The organism is Microbacterium sp. SL75, assembly GCF_026625865.1.
Classification (GTDB): domain Bacteria; phylum Actinomycetota; class Actinomycetes; order Actinomycetales; family Microbacteriaceae; genus Microbacterium.
Genome location: NZ_CP113067.1, coordinates 498,855 through 518,320 on the forward strand (window position 1 = coordinate 498,855; position 19,466 = coordinate 518,320).

The 19,466-nt window shown below is 71.4% G+C and carries 17 protein-coding genes; 2 read left to right on the forward strand and 15 right to left on the reverse strand.

The features are described from left to right. Positions 1-104 precede the first annotated feature (104 nt). From OVA17_RS02310 to OVA17_RS02335, 6 genes are read right to left on the reverse strand one after another with little or no spacing between them, the layout of a single operon-like run. A complete protein-coding gene (locus OVA17_RS02310; protein WP_210073306.1) occupies positions 105-953 on the reverse strand; it encodes a MurR/RpiR family transcriptional regulator in 849 nt (282 codons plus the stop codon). Continuing rightward, positions 943-1,767 carry a phosphonate ABC transporter, permease protein PhnE gene (gene phnE / locus OVA17_RS02315; protein ID WP_267787914.1) on the reverse strand — a complete coding sequence of 275 codons (825 nt, stop codon included), beginning with the start codon at positions 1,765-1,767 and terminating at the stop codon, positions 943-945. The genes OVA17_RS02310 and phnE (OVA17_RS02315) overlap by 11 nt, the downstream gene beginning before the upstream one ends. Further along, entirely contained in the window at positions 1,764-2,558 is a 795-nt protein-coding gene (gene phnE / locus OVA17_RS02320; protein ID WP_267787915.1) for a phosphonate ABC transporter, permease protein PhnE, read from the reverse strand. The genes phnE (OVA17_RS02315) and phnE (OVA17_RS02320) overlap by 4 nt, the downstream gene beginning before the upstream one ends. Then, entirely contained in the window at positions 2,555-3,373 is an 819-nt protein-coding gene (gene phnC, locus OVA17_RS02325; RefSeq protein WP_210073300.1) for a phosphonate ABC transporter ATP-binding protein, read from the reverse strand. The genes phnE (OVA17_RS02320) and phnC overlap by 4 nt, the downstream gene beginning before the upstream one ends. Beyond that, complete coding sequence (locus OVA17_RS02330; RefSeq protein ID WP_267787916.1) at positions 3,370-4,344, reverse strand: phosphate/phosphite/phosphonate ABC transporter substrate-binding protein; 975 nt, start codon at positions 4,342-4,344, stop codon at positions 3,370-3,372. Before OVA17_RS02330 ends, phnC begins: the two co-directional genes overlap by 4 nt. Before the next feature lie 25 nt (positions 4,345-4,369). Continuing rightward, entirely contained in the window at positions 4,370-5,056 is a 687-nt protein-coding gene (locus OVA17_RS02335) for an HAD family hydrolase (RefSeq protein ID WP_267787917.1), read from the reverse strand. Between the two features lie 124 nt (positions 5,057-5,180). Between OVA17_RS02335 and OVA17_RS02340 the strand changes: the two genes are divergently transcribed. Then, complete coding sequence (locus OVA17_RS02340; RefSeq protein ID WP_267787918.1) at positions 5,181-5,795, forward strand: amino acid deaminase; 615 nt, start codon at positions 5,181-5,183, stop codon at positions 5,793-5,795. Between the two features lie 332 nt (positions 5,796-6,127). Here OVA17_RS02340 and OVA17_RS02345 read toward each other — a convergent pair whose 3' ends face one another. The 5 genes from OVA17_RS02345 to OVA17_RS02365 form a co-directional block, all read right to left on the reverse strand. Then, on the reverse strand, positions 6,128-7,255 hold the full coding sequence (locus tag OVA17_RS02345) for a LacI family DNA-binding transcriptional regulator (protein ID WP_267787919.1): 1,128 nt from the start codon (positions 7,253-7,255) through the stop codon (positions 6,128-6,130). 10 nt (positions 7,256-7,265) lie between these two features. Then, positions 7,266-9,131 carry a glycoside hydrolase family 3 protein gene (locus OVA17_RS02350; protein ID WP_267787921.1) on the reverse strand — a complete coding sequence of 622 codons (1,866 nt, stop codon included), beginning with the start codon at positions 9,129-9,131 and terminating at the stop codon, positions 7,266-7,268. A 104-nt stretch (positions 9,132-9,235) separates the two neighbouring features. After that, entirely contained in the window at positions 9,236-10,132 is an 897-nt protein-coding gene (locus tag OVA17_RS02355; RefSeq protein WP_210073288.1) for a carbohydrate ABC transporter permease, read from the reverse strand. Positions 10,133-10,143: 11 nt separating this feature from the next. Continuing rightward, entirely contained in the window at positions 10,144-11,091 is a 948-nt protein-coding gene (locus tag OVA17_RS02360; RefSeq protein ID WP_210073286.1) for a carbohydrate ABC transporter permease, read from the reverse strand. Between the two features lie 4 nt (positions 11,092-11,095). After that, positions 11,096-12,358: an extracellular solute-binding protein gene (locus OVA17_RS02365; protein ID WP_267787923.1), complete on the reverse strand. Its 1,263-nt coding sequence runs from the start codon at positions 12,356-12,358 to the stop codon at positions 11,096-11,098. Between the two features lie 772 nt (positions 12,359-13,130). On the opposite strand from OVA17_RS02365, the gene OVA17_RS02370 reads away from it, so the two are divergent. After that, positions 13,131-13,940, forward strand: coding sequence for a type IV toxin-antitoxin system AbiEi family antitoxin domain-containing protein (locus OVA17_RS02370; protein WP_267787924.1), 810 nt, complete (start codon positions 13,131-13,133; stop codon positions 13,938-13,940). Between the two features lie 441 nt (positions 13,941-14,381). Here the strand turns inward: OVA17_RS02370 and OVA17_RS02375 are convergent, their stop codons facing one another. The 4 genes from OVA17_RS02375 to OVA17_RS02390 form a co-directional block, all read right to left on the reverse strand. Continuing rightward, positions 14,382-14,987: a TetR/AcrR family transcriptional regulator gene (locus OVA17_RS02375; protein WP_267787927.1), complete on the reverse strand. Its 606-nt coding sequence runs from the start codon at positions 14,985-14,987 to the stop codon at positions 14,382-14,384. Positions 14,988-15,063: 76 nt separating this feature from the next. Beyond that, positions 15,064-16,665 (reverse strand): glucoamylase family protein, encoded by a 1,602-nt coding sequence (locus OVA17_RS02380; protein ID WP_267787929.1) that lies wholly within the window; start codon positions 16,663-16,665, stop codon positions 15,064-15,066. Positions 16,666-16,905: 240 nt separating this feature from the next. Further along, a complete protein-coding gene (locus OVA17_RS02385) occupies positions 16,906-18,414 on the reverse strand; it encodes a helix-turn-helix domain-containing protein (protein ID WP_267787930.1) in 1,509 nt (502 codons plus the stop codon). A 43-nt stretch (positions 18,415-18,457) separates the two neighbouring features. Continuing rightward, positions 18,458-19,465: a DUF917 family protein gene (locus OVA17_RS02390; protein ID WP_267787932.1), complete on the reverse strand. Its 1,008-nt coding sequence runs from the start codon at positions 19,463-19,465 to the stop codon at positions 18,458-18,460. Position 19,466 lies beyond the last annotated feature (1 nt).

The window sequence follows — 19,466 nt, forward strand, 5'->3', positions numbered from 1 at the left end:
CCGACACGCCGGGAGCCGGCATCCCGAATCGGCGTGTCGACCGCGGTCTCCGCGCGACGGCACGGAAAGCCCACGGCGGAACAGGATGCCGCGGCGCCCGAGCCTCAGCCGGCGTCGCCGAGGTTGTCCGAGAGGATCTCGAGCACGCGCTCGCGAGCGAGGTCGGCATCGCCCGCCCGCGCCCGAGCGACGGCGTCGACGAACGCCTCGGCGAAGACCGCGTGGGCGATGCGCGAGGTGTGCTCGAGCTCGTCGCGGAACGTCCCGCCCGAGGCGAGCACGAGCGACAGGTCGGCGCGCTCGGTCAAGGGGGACGCGACGAACGAGGTCAGCGCGATCACGCGCGCCCCGGCCGCGCGCGCCGCCGACGCGGCCCGCAGGCTCGCCTCGTTGGCGCCCGAACCGCTGATCACGACACAGACGTCGTCGGTCGAGAGGTGGCGAGCCGCGATCTGCTGGCCGATCGGGTCGCCGAGCGTCTCGGCCGGGCGCCCCACGGCGGTCAGGCGCATCGCGAGATCGGTGGCGACCGGAGCAGACAGCCCACTCGCCACGACGAGCAGGCGTCGAGCGCCCACCACCGCATCCACCGCGGCGTCGACCCCGTCGGCGTCCAGCAGGCTCGTGGCGGTGCGGAGGTCGTCGGCGATGCGATCGATCGCCGAACGGATGCCGCCGAGCGCGCCGTCCTCGGCGACCGGGGGCACCGCGCGGCGTCCGCGTTCCGCGGCGAGCGCCACGCGCAACTGCGGGTAGCCGCGGTAGCCGAAGGTCTGGCAGGCACGCACGACGGTGGATCGACCCACCCCGACACGGTCGGCGATCTGCTGCGCGGTGAGTTCGATCACGGCATCCGGATCGTCGACGATGAGGTCGGCGACGCGGCGCTCGCTCGGCTGCAGCGAGTTGCGGACGGCCGCGATGCGGGCGGTCACGGGGACCTCAGCGGACACGCGGACCCTCCATGATGCGGCGGCGGATGCGGCCCGAGACCGCGTCGATGGCGACGGTGACGATCACCACGACGATCAGGAGCATCCCGACCGTCGACCACTCACGGTACTGGGTGTACGAGGTGAGCATGTCGCCGATCCCACCGACCCCGATCAGACCGAGCACGGCCGAGGCGCGCACGTTGATCTCGAAGCGGTACAGCCAGAACGACAGGAACGTCGGCGAGGCCTGGGGCCAGACACCCCAGCGGAGCACCTGCGCGGTCGAGCCTCCCGCGGCGCGAGCGGCCTCGATGGGACCGGGCGAGACGTTCTCGACGGCCTCGTAGCCCCATTTGCCGAGCGTGCCGACGCCGCCGATCGCCAGGGCGAGCGCCCCGGTCAGCGGGGTGAGGCCGGTCACCGACAGGATGATGATCGCGAACACGAGCTCGGGCACCGCCCGAACGAGCGAGAAGACGAAGCGCAGCACCGCGCGCACGGGCGCCGGTCCGAAGCCGCGCGCCGAGATCAGCGAGAGGGGGGTGGCGATCAGGATGCCGAGGACCGTGCCGATCCACGCCATCTCGACACTGCGCCAGGTCTGCCAGAGCGCCTCGGGGAGCTTCGCCCAGTTCGGCGAGGCGAACATCAGCCCGAGGTAGCGCGCGATCTCGGCGGGCAGCTCGCCCAGCCGCGACCACGCGATGTCGGCGGACCAGAACGCGGCGATCACGATGACGCTGACGACGACCCACGACAGGGTGCGCAGGGGGCGCCGCCGGCGGGGCGGCACGAGAAGCGCCGCGGGGCGTGCGGGGGCGAGGGCGGTCATACGAGCCTCCGGCGGATCGCGTCGCTGACGGTGTCGAGCACGACGACGATCACGAGGATCTCGACGATGACGAGCGACAGCTGGTCGTAGCGGTAGAACGTGCGGACGGCGTCGATGAGCAGACCGATACCGCCCGCGCCGACCAGGCCCAGCACGGTCGAGGCGCGCACGTTCAGCTCGAACACGTAGAGCGTCTGCGACACGAACGCGGGCCAGGTGTCGGGGAGGGCGATCGCGCGGTTGATCTGCGTCTGCGTCGCCCCCGCGGCCCGCCCCGCCTCGAGGGGGCCGAGGTCGGTCGCGTCGATGGACTCCGAGACGAGCTTGACGATGATGCCGACGTTGAACAGCACGAGCGCCAGGATGCCGGGAAGAGCCCCCACCCCGACCATCGCGACGAGCACCGCCGCGTACACGAGCTCGGGCACGGCGCGGATGACGTTCAGGATGCCGCGCGCCACCGCCCGCGTCGGCGTGAAGGGGTTCGTCGGCCGGGCAGCCCAGAAGCTCACCGGCAGAGAGATCGCCGCCCCCACCGCCGTGCCGATCACGGCCATCTGCAGCGTCTCGAGGATCGGACCGACGGTGCGCGGGAAGAACGACCAGTCCGGGGTCAGCAGTTCGCCGATCCGGAGCGCGCCCTGCTGCCAGTTGCGCGCGATGGCGGCGACGTCGAGACCCACCCCGACCCCCGGCAGGCACATGAAGACGGTCACCGCGACGACGACCGCCGCGGCGGTCCACGGCATCCATCTCCCCTTCGGACGAGGGGGGACGGTGAGGACCGTCATCGCTCGAGCCTGTCGGCTGCGGTCACCGAGCGGCCGTAGATCTGCGCGAAGTCGGCGTCGGTGGCGGATGCCGCGGGGCCGTCGTAGACGACTTCGCCGGCGCGCATGCCGATCATTCGCGTGCCGTACTCGCGGGCGAGGTCGAGAAGGTGCAGGTTCACGAGCACCGTGATGCCGAGGTCTTCGTTGATGCGACGCAGGTCGTCCATGACGCCGCGGGCCGTGGGAGGGTCGAGGCTCGCGACGGGTTCGTCGGCGAGGACGATCCGCGGCTGCTGCGTCAGCGCACGGGCGATGGCCACGCGCTGCTGTTGCCCACCGGAGAGGGCCGACGCGCGGTCCCAGACCTTGGGCAGCAGTCCCACGCGGTCGAGGGCCTCGAACGCCAAGCGGCGGTCGTCCTCGCGATACGCCCCGAACAGCGTGCGCCACAGGGGGGTGTGCGCGAGGCGACCCACCAGCACGTTGTTGAGCACCGTGGTGCGCCCGGCGAGGTTGAAGCTCTGGAACACCATGCCGATATGCCCGCGGAGCTCGCGCAGCCGGCGCCCCGAAGCGCCGTCGACACGTCGACCGCCGACCTCGACCACGCCCGAGGTCGCGGGTACGAGCCCGTTGATCGTGCGGATCAGCGTGGACTTGCCCGAACCCGAGAGCCCGACGACGGCGATCAGCTCGCCGGGCGCGATCTCGAGAGAGACATCCTTGAGCCCCACCGTGCCGTTGGGGTATCGCACCGAGACGCCGTCCAAACGGATGCCCCAGGGCGCCGAGGCCAGTGCCTCGACGCCCGGGGTGAGCGATCCGGTCGTCACTGGAGTCCGAGCTGCTGGGCGGCGCGAGCGACCACGTCGAGCGACGAGGGGTCGGCCGGGGCGAGCTTGGTGATCGAGTACACGGCCTTGAGGGCGGCGGAGCCCTCGTCGGTCGCGGAGTAGTCGGCGAGCGCCGTCGAGATCTTCTGCTGCAGCTCGGGCGAGAGGTCCTTCGACACGGCCACGCCGTCGTTGGGGATCTCGTTGGTCAGGCCGAAGACGACGACCTTCTGGCCCACGTCCGACTTGTCCTTCTTCACCAGGGTGCGGGCGTCCCAGAAGCTGAAGCCGACCTCGGCGTCGCCGTTGTAGACCGCGAGCACCGAGGCGTCGTTGGCCGTGACGGGAACCTTCTGGAAGCCGCTGTCGATGTCGACGCCGGCCTCCTTGAGCGCGAGCATCGGGTAGATGTAGCCCGCGGGTGAGCCGGGCCCCAGGACGGCGACCTTCGCACCGGCGATCTTCGAGATGCTGTCCAGACCCGCGGGGCCGTGCAGGGCGTCGGCACCGTTGCAGAACGACATGCCGTCGCGCTCGACGATCGGGGTCTCGCAGTACTTGTCGGGGTTGTTCGTCATGAACTGGCCCGGGTAGGTGATGTTGCCGTTGCGTTCGGTCTGCAGCACGACCGAGGCGCCGTAGCGGTCGTTCGCCTGCCACAGCTGCAGCGAGGGCAGGAACCCGATCTGCGCCTGACCGGCGCCCATCGCCTCGACGGCGGCCTGGTAGTCCTTCGAGACGACTCCGGTGACCGGGATGCCGAGCTTCTCGGTGAGCATGTCGGTGAGGGGCTTCGCGGTGTCGACGAGGTTCGCCTGGTCCTGCGACGGGACGAGCGCGAGCACGAGCGAGCTCGGGTCGGCGGCGGGACCGGAGGCGGCGCCCGCGGTGCCGGAACAGCCGGCCAGGGCGATCGAGGCGAGGGCGGCGGTGGCGAAGGCCGCGGCGAGACGGGTGCGACGAGTGTTCATGATTCCTCTGCGGTTCGGGTGGGATTCAGGCGTGGGACGACAGGTGTGCGGCGGGGGGAGCGTCGACGGAGGCGGCCTCGACCCACGCGGCGAGCGCGGGAAGCAGCTCGTCGAGGGTGTCGGCTCGGAAGGTCGGAGTGGCGGATGGATCGAGGTACCCGCCGACCAGGGCGGTATCGAGGCCGCGGGCGTGGGCGGGCGCGAGGTCGTTGCGCCACACGTCACCGACCGTGAGCACCGGGACACCGTCGCCGAGATCGTCGAGCAGGGCCTCGAGCCCTGCGGGCTTGGCGGCGTCGGTGACGATGCGGTCGAACAGTGCGTCCAGGCCCATCGTGGAGAGCGCCTCGTCGAGGCGGGTGGAGGGGGCGTTCGTGACGAGGAGGCGCTCGGCATCCACCCGCGCGAGGAAGTCCGCCAGCCCCGGGGCCGCCGAAACCGGCGCGTCGGGCCCGCCGAGCTGAGTGCGGCTGCGCGTGTACGCCGCGGCGAGAGCGGTGTCGTCGACGTCGGCTTCGAGCGCGAGGCGACGGACGGCGTCGTAGCCGTCGATGACGTCGCCGGCGGGAGCGGCGAGCTGAGCGGCGACGGCCGAGACGAAGTCGTCGGCGGATGCCGTGTGCACGGCGACCGCGCGGGCGTAGGCCAACAGGGGGCCGTCGCCGAGGGCGACGGTGCCGTCGAAGTCGAAGATGAGGACGGGGCGGGGCACGGGTGAACTCCTGTCGTGGACGTTACGTCCATGATGCATGTCATATGTGGACGTAATGTCCACATCGTGTAAACGATGGATGAACGGTGCCTGTGCGCCCCCGCGCCCGCCCTAGCGTGGAGCGGTGCACACCCTCGATGCCGCCGCGGACCTCGCTGTCACCGACCCCGTCGCCGCAATCGACTCCCTCCCCTGGCTCTCCGCCGCGCTCGCCGAGGACCGCGCGGCCGGCCGCTTCGCCGCGTGGGGACACTCGACGGTGATCGACGAGAACGTCGGGGCGGCGGTGCTCCCCCGCGCCCTGTTCGACGAGCTGCACCGTCGTGCGGGCCTGGCGGCGACGTGGCCGATCGGCAACGCCGGGGTCCTGCACGTCTACGGCTACCTGCTCTCGACCACCCCCACCCCCTACGGCCTGAAACGCGAGCGGTGGGTGACGAGCGACTTGGAACGCGCGTGCGGACTCGAGGCCGGGGCGTTCACCCCGTGGGCCGGCGCGCAGACGCTCCTATCGCGCGCCGCCGCGGCCGCGTCGGCGTTGCTGGCCCGCCCAGATGCCCTGACCGAGCAGGCCGAGGGCCGCACCGCGCGCATCGCTCTCGGCGCCCCGCTGCCCGAGGGCACCGCGGCTCTGGCCTACGCGGTCGACGGACTCCTCATCACGATGTTCCCGGTCGCCGATCCCTCAGCATTACGGGCGGATCTGGGCGCCCCGCGGCTGCGGTGGAACGCGGCCTGAGCCGAACGGTCGCGAACCGTCCCGCGGAGTCCCGGGCGGACACGCCCAGCCACGGCACCCCAAACCGGCGTGTCACCGGTCGAACTCCGCCCAACGGCACACCCCACCGCCCCCGGACCGCCCCGCGGAAACCCCCGCCGACACGCCCAGCCACGGCACCCCGGACCGGCGTGTCACCCACGAACTCCGCCCGACGGCACACCCCGCCGCCCCCGAACCGTCCCGCGGAAACCCCGGCGAACACGCCCAGCCACGGCATCCCGAACCGGCCTGTCACCCACGAACTCCGCCCAACGGCACACCCCACCGCCCCGTCGACGACGACCTGAACCTCAGCAGCCGCAGCTGCGACGCACCAGCACCTGCGGCTCGAAAACGACGTCGAACGCCCCGCCCTCCGGCGGCGAGCCCGCCGTTCCGGCGAGGATCCGCGCGGCGGCTCGTCCCATCGCCTCCATCGGCTGGCGGACCGTCGTCAGCGGCGGGGTGGTCAGGCGCGATCCGAGCGTGCCGTCGAACCCGGTCACGATCACATCCTCCGGCACCCGCACCCCCTCCGCCGCCAGGACGTCGAGAAGGGTGAAGGCGTTCTGATCGGTCGCGCAGGCGAAGGCCCGCGGCATCCGCCCCTCAGTCAGGAGCGCGCGCACCTGCGGCACGAGCTCGTCCTCGCCGCGCACCGTCGCGTCGATGGAGTCGAGACGAGGGCGGATGCCGCGGGCCTCGAGCTCCGCGATCATCGCGTCTCGACGCTCCACGGCATCCGTCGCCTCGAGGCGCCCCACGAAGGCGATGTCGGTCGCGGCGTGCTCCTCGACGAGGTGGGCGACGAGGTCGCGCATCCCTCGCGCATTGTCGACCCGCACGCGGTGGTGGGGATCGTCGGCCGGGGCGGCGCTGAAGAGCACGATCGGAATGCTAGGTGTGTGCCGCGCCAGGGTCGGGGCGGTCTGGGGGGACGGGAAGATCGCCAGTCCATCGACGCGGCCGACGGTGTCGGCGACCGAGACATCGGCATCTGATCCGCTGCTGAGCATGACCGGTCGCCCCAGCGCCCAGCACTCCAGCTCGAAACCGCGCTGGACCTCGTCGACGTACAGCGGGAAGGCGCGGGGGTCCGACAGCACGTCGTCGTCGGTCTGGTCCCAGGGGATCACTCCCCCGGTGTCGAGCGCCGGCGACTGCATCCCGCTGAGGGGTTGCGCCCGCGGGTCGGCCCGCTCGAGCAGCAGGTCGAAGGCGTGCAAGCCGAGGATCCCGGTGCGCCCGCGCGCGAGCCCGCGGGCGGCGCCGCTCGGGGCGTATCCCAGCCGCCGAGCGGCGTCGAGCACCCGCTGGCGCGTCGCGTCGCTGAGCTTGTCGGGGCGACGGAAGGCGAACGACACCGACGCGATCGAGACTCTCGCCTCCTGCGCGACGTCGTACACGGTCGGTCGACGCGTCGTCTGCTCCTCCGTCATCGGATCGGCCCTAACCCCTCTGCGACACCGTCGCCATCGCGCCCTCGAGCTCCAGCCCGTGATGCACGGGGAAGACGGGGTCGCCGCTGTCCGACGGTACATCCTCGCGCGAGGAACGCACGGCATCCATCGACCGGGGTATCTCGATCGGCAACCGACCCCGCGGAGCGACACGACCCGTGAGCGCGTCGAGCACCGCCGCCGCCGAGCTGCCGTAGTCGGCAACGATGGCCGCGGCATGCCCCACGAACGGTGTGAGGATCGCGGGACGGTCGAGGTTCACCACGATGACGAGGGGGCAGGATGCCGCGATCTGGTTCAACCGGTAGACCAGGCCCGGCGCGAACTCGAGCGACCCCTGGTGGAACCAGGCCTCGAGGAAGAGGTCGTCGCGAGGCTCGAACGGCGCGCCGATGCGGACCAGGGCGAGGTCGGCCTCGGCCGGGTCGGCCACCACGCGCCCGAGCTCGGCCACGTCGTCGACCGAGAAGCCCTCGACGTAGACGTTCCCCGCGGGACGGAGGGGCAGAATCGACCCCTCGTTCACCAGCACGGTGAGCGAACGCGCCTGGGCCCGCTCGCCGAGGGCGCGGAACTCGGCATTGCCCACGACCCGCTCGGCCTCATCGACGTCGACGTACGGGTCGTCGAAAAGACCGAGCTGGAACTTCACCCGCAGCAACCGCCGCACCGACGCGTCGATGCGCTCCTCGGACACCCGGCCCGAGCGCACGAGATCGACGAGCATCTCGACGCATTCCTCTCCGCCGAACTGGTCGCTGCCGGCATCCAGGATCTTCTCCATGCGCTCCACGGCGGTGAGGTGCTCGACGCCCCACGCCCGGGCGGGCAGCACCTGGTCGCCGACGTGGTTGTCGTTGACGAGTTCCCAATCGGTCACCACGACGCCGTCGTAGCCGAGCTGTTCGCGCAGCAGGCCCGTGACGATCTGGCGGTTGTACCCGAACCCGACCTCTTCGATGGGCTCCCCGTCGACCTCGAGGCCGACCGGCATCCCGTAGTACGGCATCATCGCGGCGGTGCCGCGGCGAATCGCCTCGCGGAACGGCTCGAGGTGGTAGTCGAACATGCCGCCGGGGTACACCTGCTCGCGCCCGTAGGGGAAGTGCGCGTCCTCACCGCCCTGCTGGGGTCCACCGCCCGGGAAGTGCTTCGTCGTGCAGGCGACGCTGTCGGGTCCGAGCTCGTCGCCCTGGAAGCCCTGCAGGTACGCCGCGGTGAAGGCGGTGACCCGCTCGGCATCCTGTCCGAGGGTCTGAGCCTGTCGACCCCAACGCGGTTCGGTGGCGAGGTCGATCTGCGGGTGCAGAGCGGCGCGGATGCCGACGGCGACGTACTCGCGCCGCGCGACCTCGGCGAACTCGCGCACGGTGTCGACGTCGTCGAGGGCGGCGAGCCCCAGCCCTTCGGGCCACTGCGAGAAGGGACCGGCCGAGAAGGCGACGCCCGTGTTCTCGACGAACGCGTGACGCGGGTCGGTGCTGATCGTGACCGGGATGCCGTGAGGTGTGGCCTCGGCGAGCGCCTGGAGATTGTTGTTCCAGGTCGCCGCCTGGCGCGCGGTGCGGATCGCGTGCACGTTGAAGTGGTTCATGTTCTTGTGCACCACGACCGTGGTCGTGGGCGACTTCGAGATCTTGCCCGGTGTCTCCAGGAGCTCGCCCTCGTCGCCGACCTCGATGACGGTCTGGAACATCAGACCGACCTTCTCTTCGAGGCTGAGGCGCTGGAGGAGGTCGTCGGTGCGCTCGTCGACGCCGAGCGTCGGGTTCTCGTACGGGTCCATCACACCGTTGCCGTTGAGGTCGCGGAAGCGCGTGCCGTCGGGCGCGGTGAGAAAGCGGGCGGAGGTCATGGGGGGTCCTTTCGAGGCCGCCGGTGCAGGAGCCGGCGGCGGAGCTCGGGGGGCGGGCCGACACGGGGCCGGGCGGGCCGCCGTGACAGGGGCCCGCCCGCGCCTCACTTCAGGCCGGTCGAGGCGATGCCCTGGATGAAGTAGCGCTGCAAGAAGACGAACAGCAGGATGATCGGCGCGATGACCAGCACCGAACCGGCCAGCAACAGGCCGTAGTCGGTGGCGTTCTGGCCCGTCGAGTACAGCGACAGCGCGACCGGCAGGGTGTACTTCGCCTCGGTCTGCGCCGCCACGAGCGGCCAGAGGAAGTTGTTCCACGAGGCGAGGAAGGTCAGGATGCCGAGGGTCGCCAGCGGCGGCCCGCACAGCGGCATGACGATCCGGGCGAAGATCCGCAGTTCCCCGGCGCCGTCGATGCGCGCGGCCTCCAGCAGCGGGTCCGGGATGCCGAGCATGAACTGCCGCATGAGGAAGACGCCGAGCGGGGTCGTGACGAAGGGCAGGATGAGCGCCGCGTAGCTGTCGACGAGACCGAGCGACGACACCATCACGAACAGCGGCACGAACGTGACCACGCCGGGGACCATCAGGGTCACCATCACGACGACGAACAGCGCCTTCTTGCCGGGGAAGTCCATCTTCGCCAGCGCGTAGCCGACCATCGAGCAGAACACGAGGTTGCCCAGGACCGTGAACAGGGCCACGACGACGCTGTTGCCGAAGAACTGACCGAAGTTCAGCTGCCCAAACCAGGCGCCGAAGTTGTCCCAGGTGAACTGCTGCGGCCACCACGTCGGCGGACGCTGGAGGATCTCGCGCTGCGTCTTGACCGAGCCCAGCAGCATCCAGGCGAAGGGCAGGATCCACACGAGCAGGCCGACGACGAGCACGATGTAGGTGAGCAACCGGCCCGGGGCCATGCGGTCGGGCGACCGACGCCGGCGCGGCGGCTCGACGGTCTGGGCGGCGGCGGCCGGAGCCGCGGGAGACGTGAGTGTCATGGCATCCTCCCTCAATCCTTCGAGCGCAGCACGCGGAACTGCACCAGGCTGAGCAGCGCGATCGCGAGGAAGAGCAGGTAGCTCGCAGCCGAGGCCGCGCCGTACTGCCCGAAACCGAACTGCTTGAACGTGTAGTACGCCACCGAGAGGGTGGAGTTGAGCGGGCCGCCCTGGGTCATCACGAAGGCCTCCTCGAAGAACTGCAGGAACCCGACCGAGATGAGCACCGCGCCCAGCAGCAGCGTCGGACGCAGCAGCGGCAGGGTCACCGAGGTCAGGCGCCGCCACGACGAGGCGCCGTCCATGAGGGCGGCCTCCTTCACGTCGGTGGGGATGGCCTGGAGCCCGGCGAGGAAGATCACCATGAGGGTGCCGACGTTGCGCCAGACCGCCATCGCGATGAGCGACGGCAGCGCCGTGCGGGTGTCGTTGAGCCAGTCCGGACCCTGGATGCCGATGATGGCCAGTGCCGAGTTCAGCAGCCCCTCCGGCTGGAGGATGTAGCGCCACACCACCGCGACGGCCACGATGCTCGTGACGACCGGGGCGTAGAAGCCCACCCGCAGCACCGAGACGATGCGGCCGTTGCTGGCGTTGAGCGCGAGGGCGAGAGCCAAAGCGAGAGCCATCGTCACCGGGATGCCGACGACGACGAACGTCGCGGTCACGCCCAGCGAGGTCAGGAAGACCGGGTCGCCGAGGACCCCGGCGTACTGCTGGAGTCCCACGAAGTTCACCGAGAACGGCGAGCGGATGTCGCGGGCCGTGAAGTCCGTGAACGACATCGCGAACGAGCCCACGATCGGCACGACCATGAAGACCGCGAAGACCGCGACGAACGGCAGGGCGAAGCCCCACGCGACCCAGCCCTGGCGCCGACGGCGGCTCGACGCCCCGCCGGCGCGGGCGCGACCGGGCGCACGACGCGTCCCGGTCGCGCCCACGACTGCCTGCGTCACGGCCTCAGCCCAGACCCAGCTGGTCGGCGGTGGCCTGGAGCTCCTTCAACCCGTCGGCCGGGGACTGCTGGCCGAGACGGATCTTCTCGAGCATCGCGTCGCCGGCCGCGGCGACCTGCACCCACGTCGTGACGGCGGGCACCGACTTGGCGGTCTCGAGCTGCGTGCCAAACGCGGCGAGCGTCTTGGACGAGGCGAGGGCGTCGGCCTTCCAGGCATCCTGAACAGCGGGGAGGTCACCGGTCGCGTCGTACCACGCGGCCTGCGTGTCGGGCTGCGTGAGCCACTGGACGAGCTTCCACGCGCTCGCGGCGTTCTTCGAGTTGTCGAACACGGCGAGGTTGGCGCCACCGCTGAACGACGTCGACGACTCCTTGGTCGGCAGCACCGCGGTGGTGAACTTGTCGCTGAAGCCGGCGCCGCCGAGCGTCTCGAGCTGACCGATGAGGAAGGGGCCGTCGATGAGCATCGGGGTCTTGCCCGAGACGAAGTCCGCCTCCTGCGCCCCGGCCGAGCGATCGGCGGCCGGGTTGGCGATGCCGTCGGTGTAGAAGCTCTGGTAGTACTGGAACGCCTCGGCGGTCTCGGGAGTGTCAAGGGTCCATTTCGACCCGTCCTCGAGCTGAGCACCGTTGGACCACGGCATCCACACGTTGCCCTGGAACGAGTCGTTGCCGGAGGGGAAGCGGATGCCGTAGTCGGCGCCCCCCTTCGACTGCATGTCGGCGGCCATCTGCTTGAGGTCGTCCCACGTCGACGGGGCCTTGGTCCATCCGGCCTGGGCGGCGAGGTCGGTGCGGTAGTACAGCACGCGCGTGTCGACGTACCAGGGCACACCGGTCGCGCGGTCATCGATCATGGTGGAATCCAGCGCGCCGGGGAAGATCCCGTCGGTGGACAGGTCGGTGGGAACCGTCTGCAGGGCGTCGCCGAAATCGGCCATCCACGTCGAGCCGACCATCGCGAGGTCGGGGGTGTTGCCGCCGGCGATCGCCGTCTGGAACTTGCTGTACGCGGCGTCCCAGGGCACGGGCGTGACGTCGACGGTCACGCCGGGGTTGGCCTCCTCGAACTTCTTCACGAACTCCGGAAGCGCCTCGCCCTCGGCACCCATCGCCCACATCGTGAGCGTGCCCTCGGCCTTGGCGTCGCCGATCGTCGAGGCTTCGGCGGGACCGGAGCCGGTGTCGGAGGTGCGCCCGCAACCGGTGAGGGCGATCGCGGCCGCGGCGACCACGGCCACCGCGCTCCATCGGGTGATCTTCATTGTTCCTCCTCGAACGAGGCACCCGCCGTCGGGTGCCGCTTGCACGTCGCGTCGAGTTTAAGCGCATAACCTTCGCGGTGCAACCCGTGGGCCGGATGCCGTGAGCCGTGAGCCCGTGAGCCCGTGGGCCGTGAGCCCGTGGGCCCGTAGGCCCGTAGGCCCGTAGGCCCGTAGGCCCGTAGGCCCGTAGGCCCGTAGGCCCGTAGGCCCGTAGGCCCGCGCCGCGCGCCGTCAGACGGAGTTCGGCGGCGACACGCCGCCCGGCGCCCTCCTCTGCCAGCGCGTCGGGCTTGAACTCCGCCCGACGGCACGGCGAACAACGCCGGCCAGCGTGCCGTCTCGCGGAACTCGGCAGCGACACGCCGCCCGGCGCCCTCCTCTGCCGGCCCGTCGGGCTTGAACTCCGCCCGACGGCACGGCGAACAACGCCGGCCAGCGTGCCGTCTCGCGGAACTCGGCAGCGACACGCCGCCCGGCGCCCTCCTCTGCCGGCGCGTCGGGCGTGAACTCCGCCCGGCGGCACGGCGGACAACCCCGGCCAGTGTGCCGTCTCGCGGAGATTCACGAGGACACACCGCTCAAGGGGCGATCGCCCCCGCGCGTCCTGCGCAAACTCCGCCCGGCGGTACGTCCCCCGATCCCCACTCCCGCACCCGGCCCACCCCACCTGGCGGCCGCCGCGACTCCTCCCCAGATGACGAATCCACCACGGCATCCACAGATGGGGATCGAACCGCACTGCGGACGCCGCAGAGTCCGCAAGCCTGGGGCGATGTGCAGCGGCTCGTCGATACACACCCGCACCGAGCTGTTCGCCGCGGGGATGACCCGTCGCGCGATCGAGAGCGCTCTGCAGGCCGGGAGGCTCGTACGCCTGCGGCGAGGGATATACGCGGATGCCGATGCGTGCGAGCCCGTCATGAGCGCCGCCCTGCTCGGCGGTCCACCGGCGTGCGTCAGCGCCGCACGACATCACGGCCTGTGGACCATGGCCGCCCCGGAGCCGCTGCACGTCGGTCTGAGGCCACGCGGGCACCGGCGTGGGACCGGATCAGTGCCGCACTGGGACCACGACGTCGCCGACACCTTCGGCGTTCCCGCAGTGGCTCAGACCCTGCGGCAGATCCTCCGTTGCCGCGGGGTCGAGGACTTCGTCGTCGCCTTGGAATCCGCACTCCATCAGAGGAAGATCGGGTCGGCTGAGCTGTCGTGGCTCGCGGCACACACGAACGACACGGGCCGCGAGGCGATCGCGTTCGCACGGAGCGACGCCGAGAGCGGGTTGGAAACCCTCGTCCGATGGCGTCTCCGAGGCTGGGGCGTCGAGGTGAGGACACAGCACGGCGTCGTGTCGGTGGGACGCGTCGACCTCTTGCTCGGTGAACGCTTGATCGTCGAGGTCGACGGCGCAGACAACCATGCGAGCCCCGACCACCGGCACCGCGATCTCGTGCGCGACGCCCACGCCGCCGCATGGGGCTTCGTCACCCTCCGCTTCGACTACGCGATGGTCGTGCACGACTGGCCGACGGTCGAGCTCGCCATCCGTGCTCACCTCGACCGAGGTCTGCACCGGGCGTGATCGCCGCACAGCCCCACACGGCACGTACCGTCCGGCGGAATTCACGTCCGAAACGCCGGGCCACCGGCAGCCAGAACCGGCGTTTCACCACCAACTCCGCCGCACGGCCCAGGCGACCCCCACGAAGGCCCCCACCACTGCCAGACCCCACACGTACCCTCCGGCGGAATCGCCCGCCAACACGCCGAGCCACCGGCAGCCAGAACCGGCGTTTCACCACCAACTCCGCCGCACGGCCCAGGCGACCCGCACGATCTCCACCGCACGGCCCAGGCGACCCCCACGAACGCCCCCACCACTGCCAGACCCCACACGAACCTTCCGGCGGAATCGACCGCCAACACGCCGAGCCACCGGCAGCCAGCACCGGCGTTTCACCACAAACTCCGCCGGACGGCCCACGAGCACCACCAGCCCACGGACGGAACGGATGCCGCCACCTCAGCCGTGAGGTTCGAGATAACCCCTCACGAACTCGGCGAAAAGCGCGGGCATGTCCACCGACTCGTCGAGGAGCCACTGCTGCTGGAGACCGTCCATCACGGCGCTCAGCAGCCGCGCGGCGCGCTCCGGGTCGACGTCGGCGCGCACCTCCCCCGCGGCCTGCCCGGCCCGCAGCAGGTCGGCGGCCGTCTCGGCGCTGCGGCGGTACCGCTCGGCGAAGGCCTCGTGGGAGGGGTGGGCGGGGTCGCTGGCCTCGGCGACGACCAACGTGTACAGCGACGTCAGGCCGCGCGTGGTCGCGTTGTGCGCCACGACTTTGCGCATCTGCTCGACGAGGGTGTGCTCGTGCGGGTCCCCGGCGGCGGCGCGGACGCGCTCGTCGCGCTGGCGCAGCACCTCGGCGAACAGCTCCTCCTTCGAGGCGAAGTGATGCAGGAGCCCCGCGGGGGTCAGGCCCACACGGGTGGCGACCTCGCGGAGCGACCCGGCCGTCACGCCGGAGCGTCCGAAGACCACGACCGCCTCGTCGACGATGCGCTGTCGGGTCTGCTGCCCCTTCGCGTAGCTGCCGCGGCGACCGCGCGGTGCGGGTGCGTCGGTCATCGGCATCCTCTCCCCCGTCCGAACACACCGATGCCCGGCACCTCCGCGAGGCACCGGGCATCGAGCGGTCGAGCCGTCAGTGACGCGAGGCGCCCCACGACGAGCCGAAGACCTGCTGTTCGATGGCGGGCCGGAGGTTCTGCTCCATCCTGTCATCGACCATGTAGTCCTTCAGCGTGTCACCGGTCAGCGCGTTGCCGATCGCCGCCATGATCATCGACTGGTCGAGCGACAGGTATCGCTCGGCGACCGTGTCGCTCTTCACCGCGACGGCGTCGTAGAACCCGCCGGGCCCATAGGCGCCGAGCTTCTTCTCCAGGCCCCGCAGGTTCTTCAGCACACCGGCGCGGTCGTACGGCAACGCGAGGAACGCGGCATGCGGCGTGACGACGCCGTCACCGAAGGTGGGGTCGGGGTTCGTTCCATCGGCGCAGCCCGGGCGGTCGATGTCGACGTCGGTCTTCTCGGCATCCGAGGTGTATCCGTCGGAGCGCATGCCGGCGATGTCGACGCCGTACTCGGCGTAGCCGCCGAAGGGGTTGCTGGCGGGCGAGAAGCCCCAGAACCCGTACCCGGCCTCTTTCAGCCCGTGACGCTTCTGCACCTCGACGGTGATCGGGTGGTTCACGCCCCACGAGCGCGGGCCCCATTCGGTCTCGGGGATCAGCAGATCGGGCATGAGCGCCTCGAACATGCTCCCGCCCCAGCTCGGGGCGAACGACATGCCGTCGTAGGAATACACGCCCTCGTAGACGTCGATGCCGTCGTAGGTGCGGGTCTCGCCGGTGGGCAGCTGCTCCTGCCACGCCCAGTCGCAGCCGGCGGGCATGGTGCGGTGGGTACCGTACAGCCCCGTTGCCGGGATCGCCCCCTCCGAGATGCCAAGGTAGGTCGCGATGCGGCTCTCGCTCACGGTCGTGTCGTAGTGGTGGCACGTGTAGAACGCGGTCTCGCCGCTGCCGTTGTACATCGGCGCCTCGACCGCGCAGCCGTCGCCGGGAGGGGCCTCCCAGAAGCCGCCGCGGTTCGTGCCGGCCGGGAGTCCCGCCGCCCCCGCCGCGTCGAAGAACGCCGAGAAGTCCATCGACCGGTAGAGCGTGTCGGCTCGATTGGCGAGTGTCGGCTCGGCCTCGCGAACGATCCTCAGCCCCGCCGCGAGCCAGCCGTTGTCGACGGTGCTGAGGAACGGGTGGATGACCTCGCCCGAGGTCGGGAAGATCTCGAGCTTGGCGCCGGTGTCGGGCGCGTACCAGTTGTAGTACATGCCGCTGGCGTCGTTGCGCTCCATCGTCTCGAGCGTCGACACCGTCGCGGTCAAGCGATCCCGCGCTTCGTCGGCGTCGATGATGCCGAGGTCGCGCGCGGTCACCGTCGACCACAGGTACCCGCCGATGTTGGTCGGCGAGGTGTAGCCGGATGCCGTGGACTCATCCAGCGCACCCCCGATGTTGTCGTCGGGAAGGCCGGTGTTCTCGTGGGCCATCGCCGCGAGCGAGGCCCAGGTGTCGGCGGCATAGCGCTCGAGGTCACGTACGCCGGAGCCGGCATGCGCGGGCGGACCGGCGTGCCCCGGCGGACCGGGCTTCTCTCCCGGTGCGGCGACGGCGGGGGATGCCGCGGCGAGACCGCCCAGGACGAATCCGACGACCGCGGTGGATGCCGCGAGGGTGTGCTTCATGACTGGCTCTCCTCATCGAAAGCGCTCCGGGGGGACGGAGCTCACTGCTCTAAAACCTTACACGCGAAAGGTATTCACGCAACCCTCCCCCCGTCGCCCCGCGGGGTCGGCACTCGCGGCGTGAACCGTCGTGCGGAGTTCGTTCGAGACGCGCCGATACATCGGCATCCCGAACGGCGTGTCAGGCCCACACTCCGCAGGACGGCGCGCCGCCAGGCACTTGGCGCCCCCGCGACGGCCTCAGCGCAGCGCGCGGCAGGCGAGGTGCAGGGCGAGACGGGCGTCGGTGTCGGTGAGGTCGACGCCGAGCAACTCCTGCGCGCGAGCGATGCGCATCGCCACGGTATTGCGATGCAGGCCCAGGGCGGTCGCCGTGGCCGAGACGCCGGACTCGTGGTCGAGGTAGGCCGTCAACGTCTCGAGCAGTTCCGGGCCCTGCGAGGCGAGAGGAGCGAGGAGCGACTCGGCGGCGGGCACGAAGGTGTCGGACCCGGCCCACGACAGCAGCACCTGCTCGATGCCCAGGGCGTCGACGCGCACGAACCAGCCCGTCGCGGCGCGTCCGGCGGCGATGCGCGCGCCGTCGACCGCGCCGTCGATGCTGCGCAACAGCCCGCTCGCGCCACTGTCGAGCGACCCGACGCCGGTTGCGACGTCGAACGAGCGGCGCGCCTGGTCGTGCAGGGCGCGCACGGCGGCGACGTGCTCGTCGAGGCGGTCCGGTGCCGGCGGCTCGGCGAAGCTCAACCAGCCGGTCACGCCGCGGCCGCTGGTCACGGCCTGCGAGTCGACGGGGAGGGCAGCGAGGATCCGCCGAACGAAACGCAGCAGCTCGAGTGTCTCGAGCCGACGGCGCCCGGCGATGCGGAACGCGAGGTGGTACCCACCCGTGCGCCAGCCCCGCTCGCTCATGCGCTGCTCGACATCGGGGTCGCGGGCGTCTCGGGCCTCGAGGAACTCCCGGAGCAGACCGGATGCCACGGCGGCATCGCTCACGTCGGCCACCTCGTCGATGAGGATGCGCGCGGCCACCGCCGGCATCGCCACCTCCGCCGCCACGGCCAGGGCCGACAGCTGCGCGGCGCTGAGCCCCGCCCCGAAGACGGCCAGCCGCAGCCCCGCGCGGCTCGGGCTGTCGACGCGCACCGAAGCGGCCGCTCCTTCGGCGACCGAGACCACGTCCTGCCAGAGGCCGAAGTCGATCGCCGCTCTCACCGGCTCGGGCAGGTCACCACCGGCTTGCAGCAGCACGCCCTCGGCGTCGATGAGCGCGACACCGTGTCCGACGCTGGCCGAGAGGTGGCGCAGCAGGTCGGCCAGGTGCGCGGCGGAGTACTCGATCGACTGCGCCACGCGCCTGACGTACCCGAGCGTCAGGGCGTCACGACCCTGAACGAGCTCCCACCCGGCGCGGGCCAGGGCCATCGGGTCGTCGACGGCGAGCAGGGTGAGCCCCAGGCGGGCGGCGAGGCCGCGACTGCCGGCCCCCAGCACATCCGCCCCGGAGAGGGCGAGACCGCGAAAGCCGCGGTCGCGCACGCGGCGCACGAGGGCGTCCTGCTGCCAGGGCGCCGAGGGCGGTCGCTCGATGAGCGCGGCGAGGTCGCCGTCTCCCCGTTCGGGCAGCAGCGCTTCGCGCGCGGCGACCACCACACCGGCGAAGGCCTCGACGCCCGGGGCGTCGACCAGCACACGGACCCGGCCGTTCGTGGGGTGCGCCAGCAGCGCGCGCAGATCCAGGGGCGTCACGGCGCTCTCCTCGGTTGGCGGGGCGAAAATCGCAGCGCGGTCGTCACGACTCCACCTCCAGATCGGGCAACCCATAGACGGCGGGCACCACGTGCGCGAGGCGGCCGGCGGCGGCCGTCCACCACGCCGGCGCCGGAAGCGACACCACGCGCACGTGACGGGCGAGCGTGACCGCATCGACCTGAAGCACGTCGCCCGACACGCTGTCGATCGCCACGAGGATGTCGGGGGATGCCGCGATCGTCCGCCCGTCGCGGGTCACCGCGAGGAACTCCGACCGTGCGACCAGGCGCAGCAGCGCACCGTCGTCGCCGGTCAGCTCGACCGATCGGACGAAGGGGTCGTCGGGAACGGCGTCCACCGCACTCACCCGTCCCGCCGCGAGGACCCGCCCACCGGGGAGGCTCTCGCCGAAGACATCGGCGTCGCCCAGCGCGGCCGCCCGGGCGAAGGTGCCCGGGATGCCATGGGCCGCCAGGTCGCCGACGGTGAAGCCCGCGACGAGAACGGCGCCGGCACCCCCGGCTCGGATGAGACTCGCGCGTACGAGGCTCTCGACGTCGGCGGGCCGCGGGGATTCCACGACCATGACGCCCCCTCCGGTGTCGGCGACCAGCACCACACCGGGCACGGCGTCGACCACCAGGGAGAGCTGGTCGATCCCGGGCAGCGCGCGACCCATCAGATCGGCGTCGACGAGCGTGTGGTCGCGGGCGAGGAGGAACGGCGTGAGGCCGTTCAGGCCGGCCCCCTCCATCGCGCACACGGCCACTGCCGCCACCCCGGTCCAGCGCTCGGCCGCAGCCAGCAGCGGCACGAAGGCGTCTTCAGCGGGCACGCGTTCGCCCAGCAGGTAGGTCGACCCGGCGAAACCGACGGCGACGCAGGGGGTGAGCGGGTCGAGGTCGTCGACGTCATGCACCTCGACCGGGCCGTCGAGCAGTTCGGCGGCCATGAGCTCGAGCAGGGTGGTGGCCCCGCCCCCGCCCGAGCCGAGCAGCGAGAACCCCCGGGCCAGCGCCGGCAGGCGGTCGGGCCCGAGGGTTCTCATG

Excerpts from the sequence above, each read along its gene's own strand:
- OVA17_RS02390 (WP_267787932.1), bottom strand. The coding sequence starts at position 19,465 with ATGAGAACCCTCGGGCCCGACCGCCTGCCGGCGCTGGCCCGGGGGTTC.
- OVA17_RS02380 (WP_267787929.1), bottom strand. The coding sequence starts at position 16,665 with ATGAAGCACACCCTCGCGGCATCCACCGCGGTCGTCGGATTCGTCCTG.
- OVA17_RS02330 (WP_267787916.1), bottom strand. The coding sequence starts at position 4,344 with ATGAACACTCGTCGCACCCGTCTCGCCGCGGCCTTCGCCACCGCCGCC.
- OVA17_RS02350 (WP_267787921.1), bottom strand. The coding sequence starts at position 9,131 with ATGACCTCCGCCCGCTTTCTCACCGCGCCCGACGGCACGCGCTTCCGC.
- OVA17_RS02375 (WP_267787927.1), bottom strand. The coding sequence starts at position 14,987 with ATGACCGACGCACCCGCACCGCGCGGTCGCCGCGGCAGCTACGCGAAG.
- phnE (WP_267787915.1), bottom strand. The coding sequence starts at position 2,558 with ATGACGGTCCTCACCGTCCCCCCTCGTCCGAAGGGGAGATGGATGCCG.
- OVA17_RS02345 (WP_267787919.1), bottom strand. The coding sequence starts at position 7,255 with ATGACGGAGGAGCAGACGACGCGTCGACCGACCGTGTACGACGTCGCG.
- OVA17_RS02370 (WP_267787924.1), top strand. The coding sequence starts at position 13,131 with ATGTGCAGCGGCTCGTCGATACACACCCGCACCGAGCTGTTCGCCGCG.
- phnE (WP_267787914.1), bottom strand. The coding sequence starts at position 1,767 with ATGACCGCCCTCGCCCCCGCACGCCCCGCGGCGCTTCTCGTGCCGCCC.
- OVA17_RS02365 (WP_267787923.1), bottom strand. The coding sequence starts at position 12,358 with ATGAAGATCACCCGATGGAGCGCGGTGGCCGTGGTCGCCGCGGCCGCG.
- OVA17_RS02355 (WP_210073288.1), bottom strand. The coding sequence starts at position 10,132 with ATGACACTCACGTCTCCCGCGGCTCCGGCCGCCGCCGCCCAGACCGTC.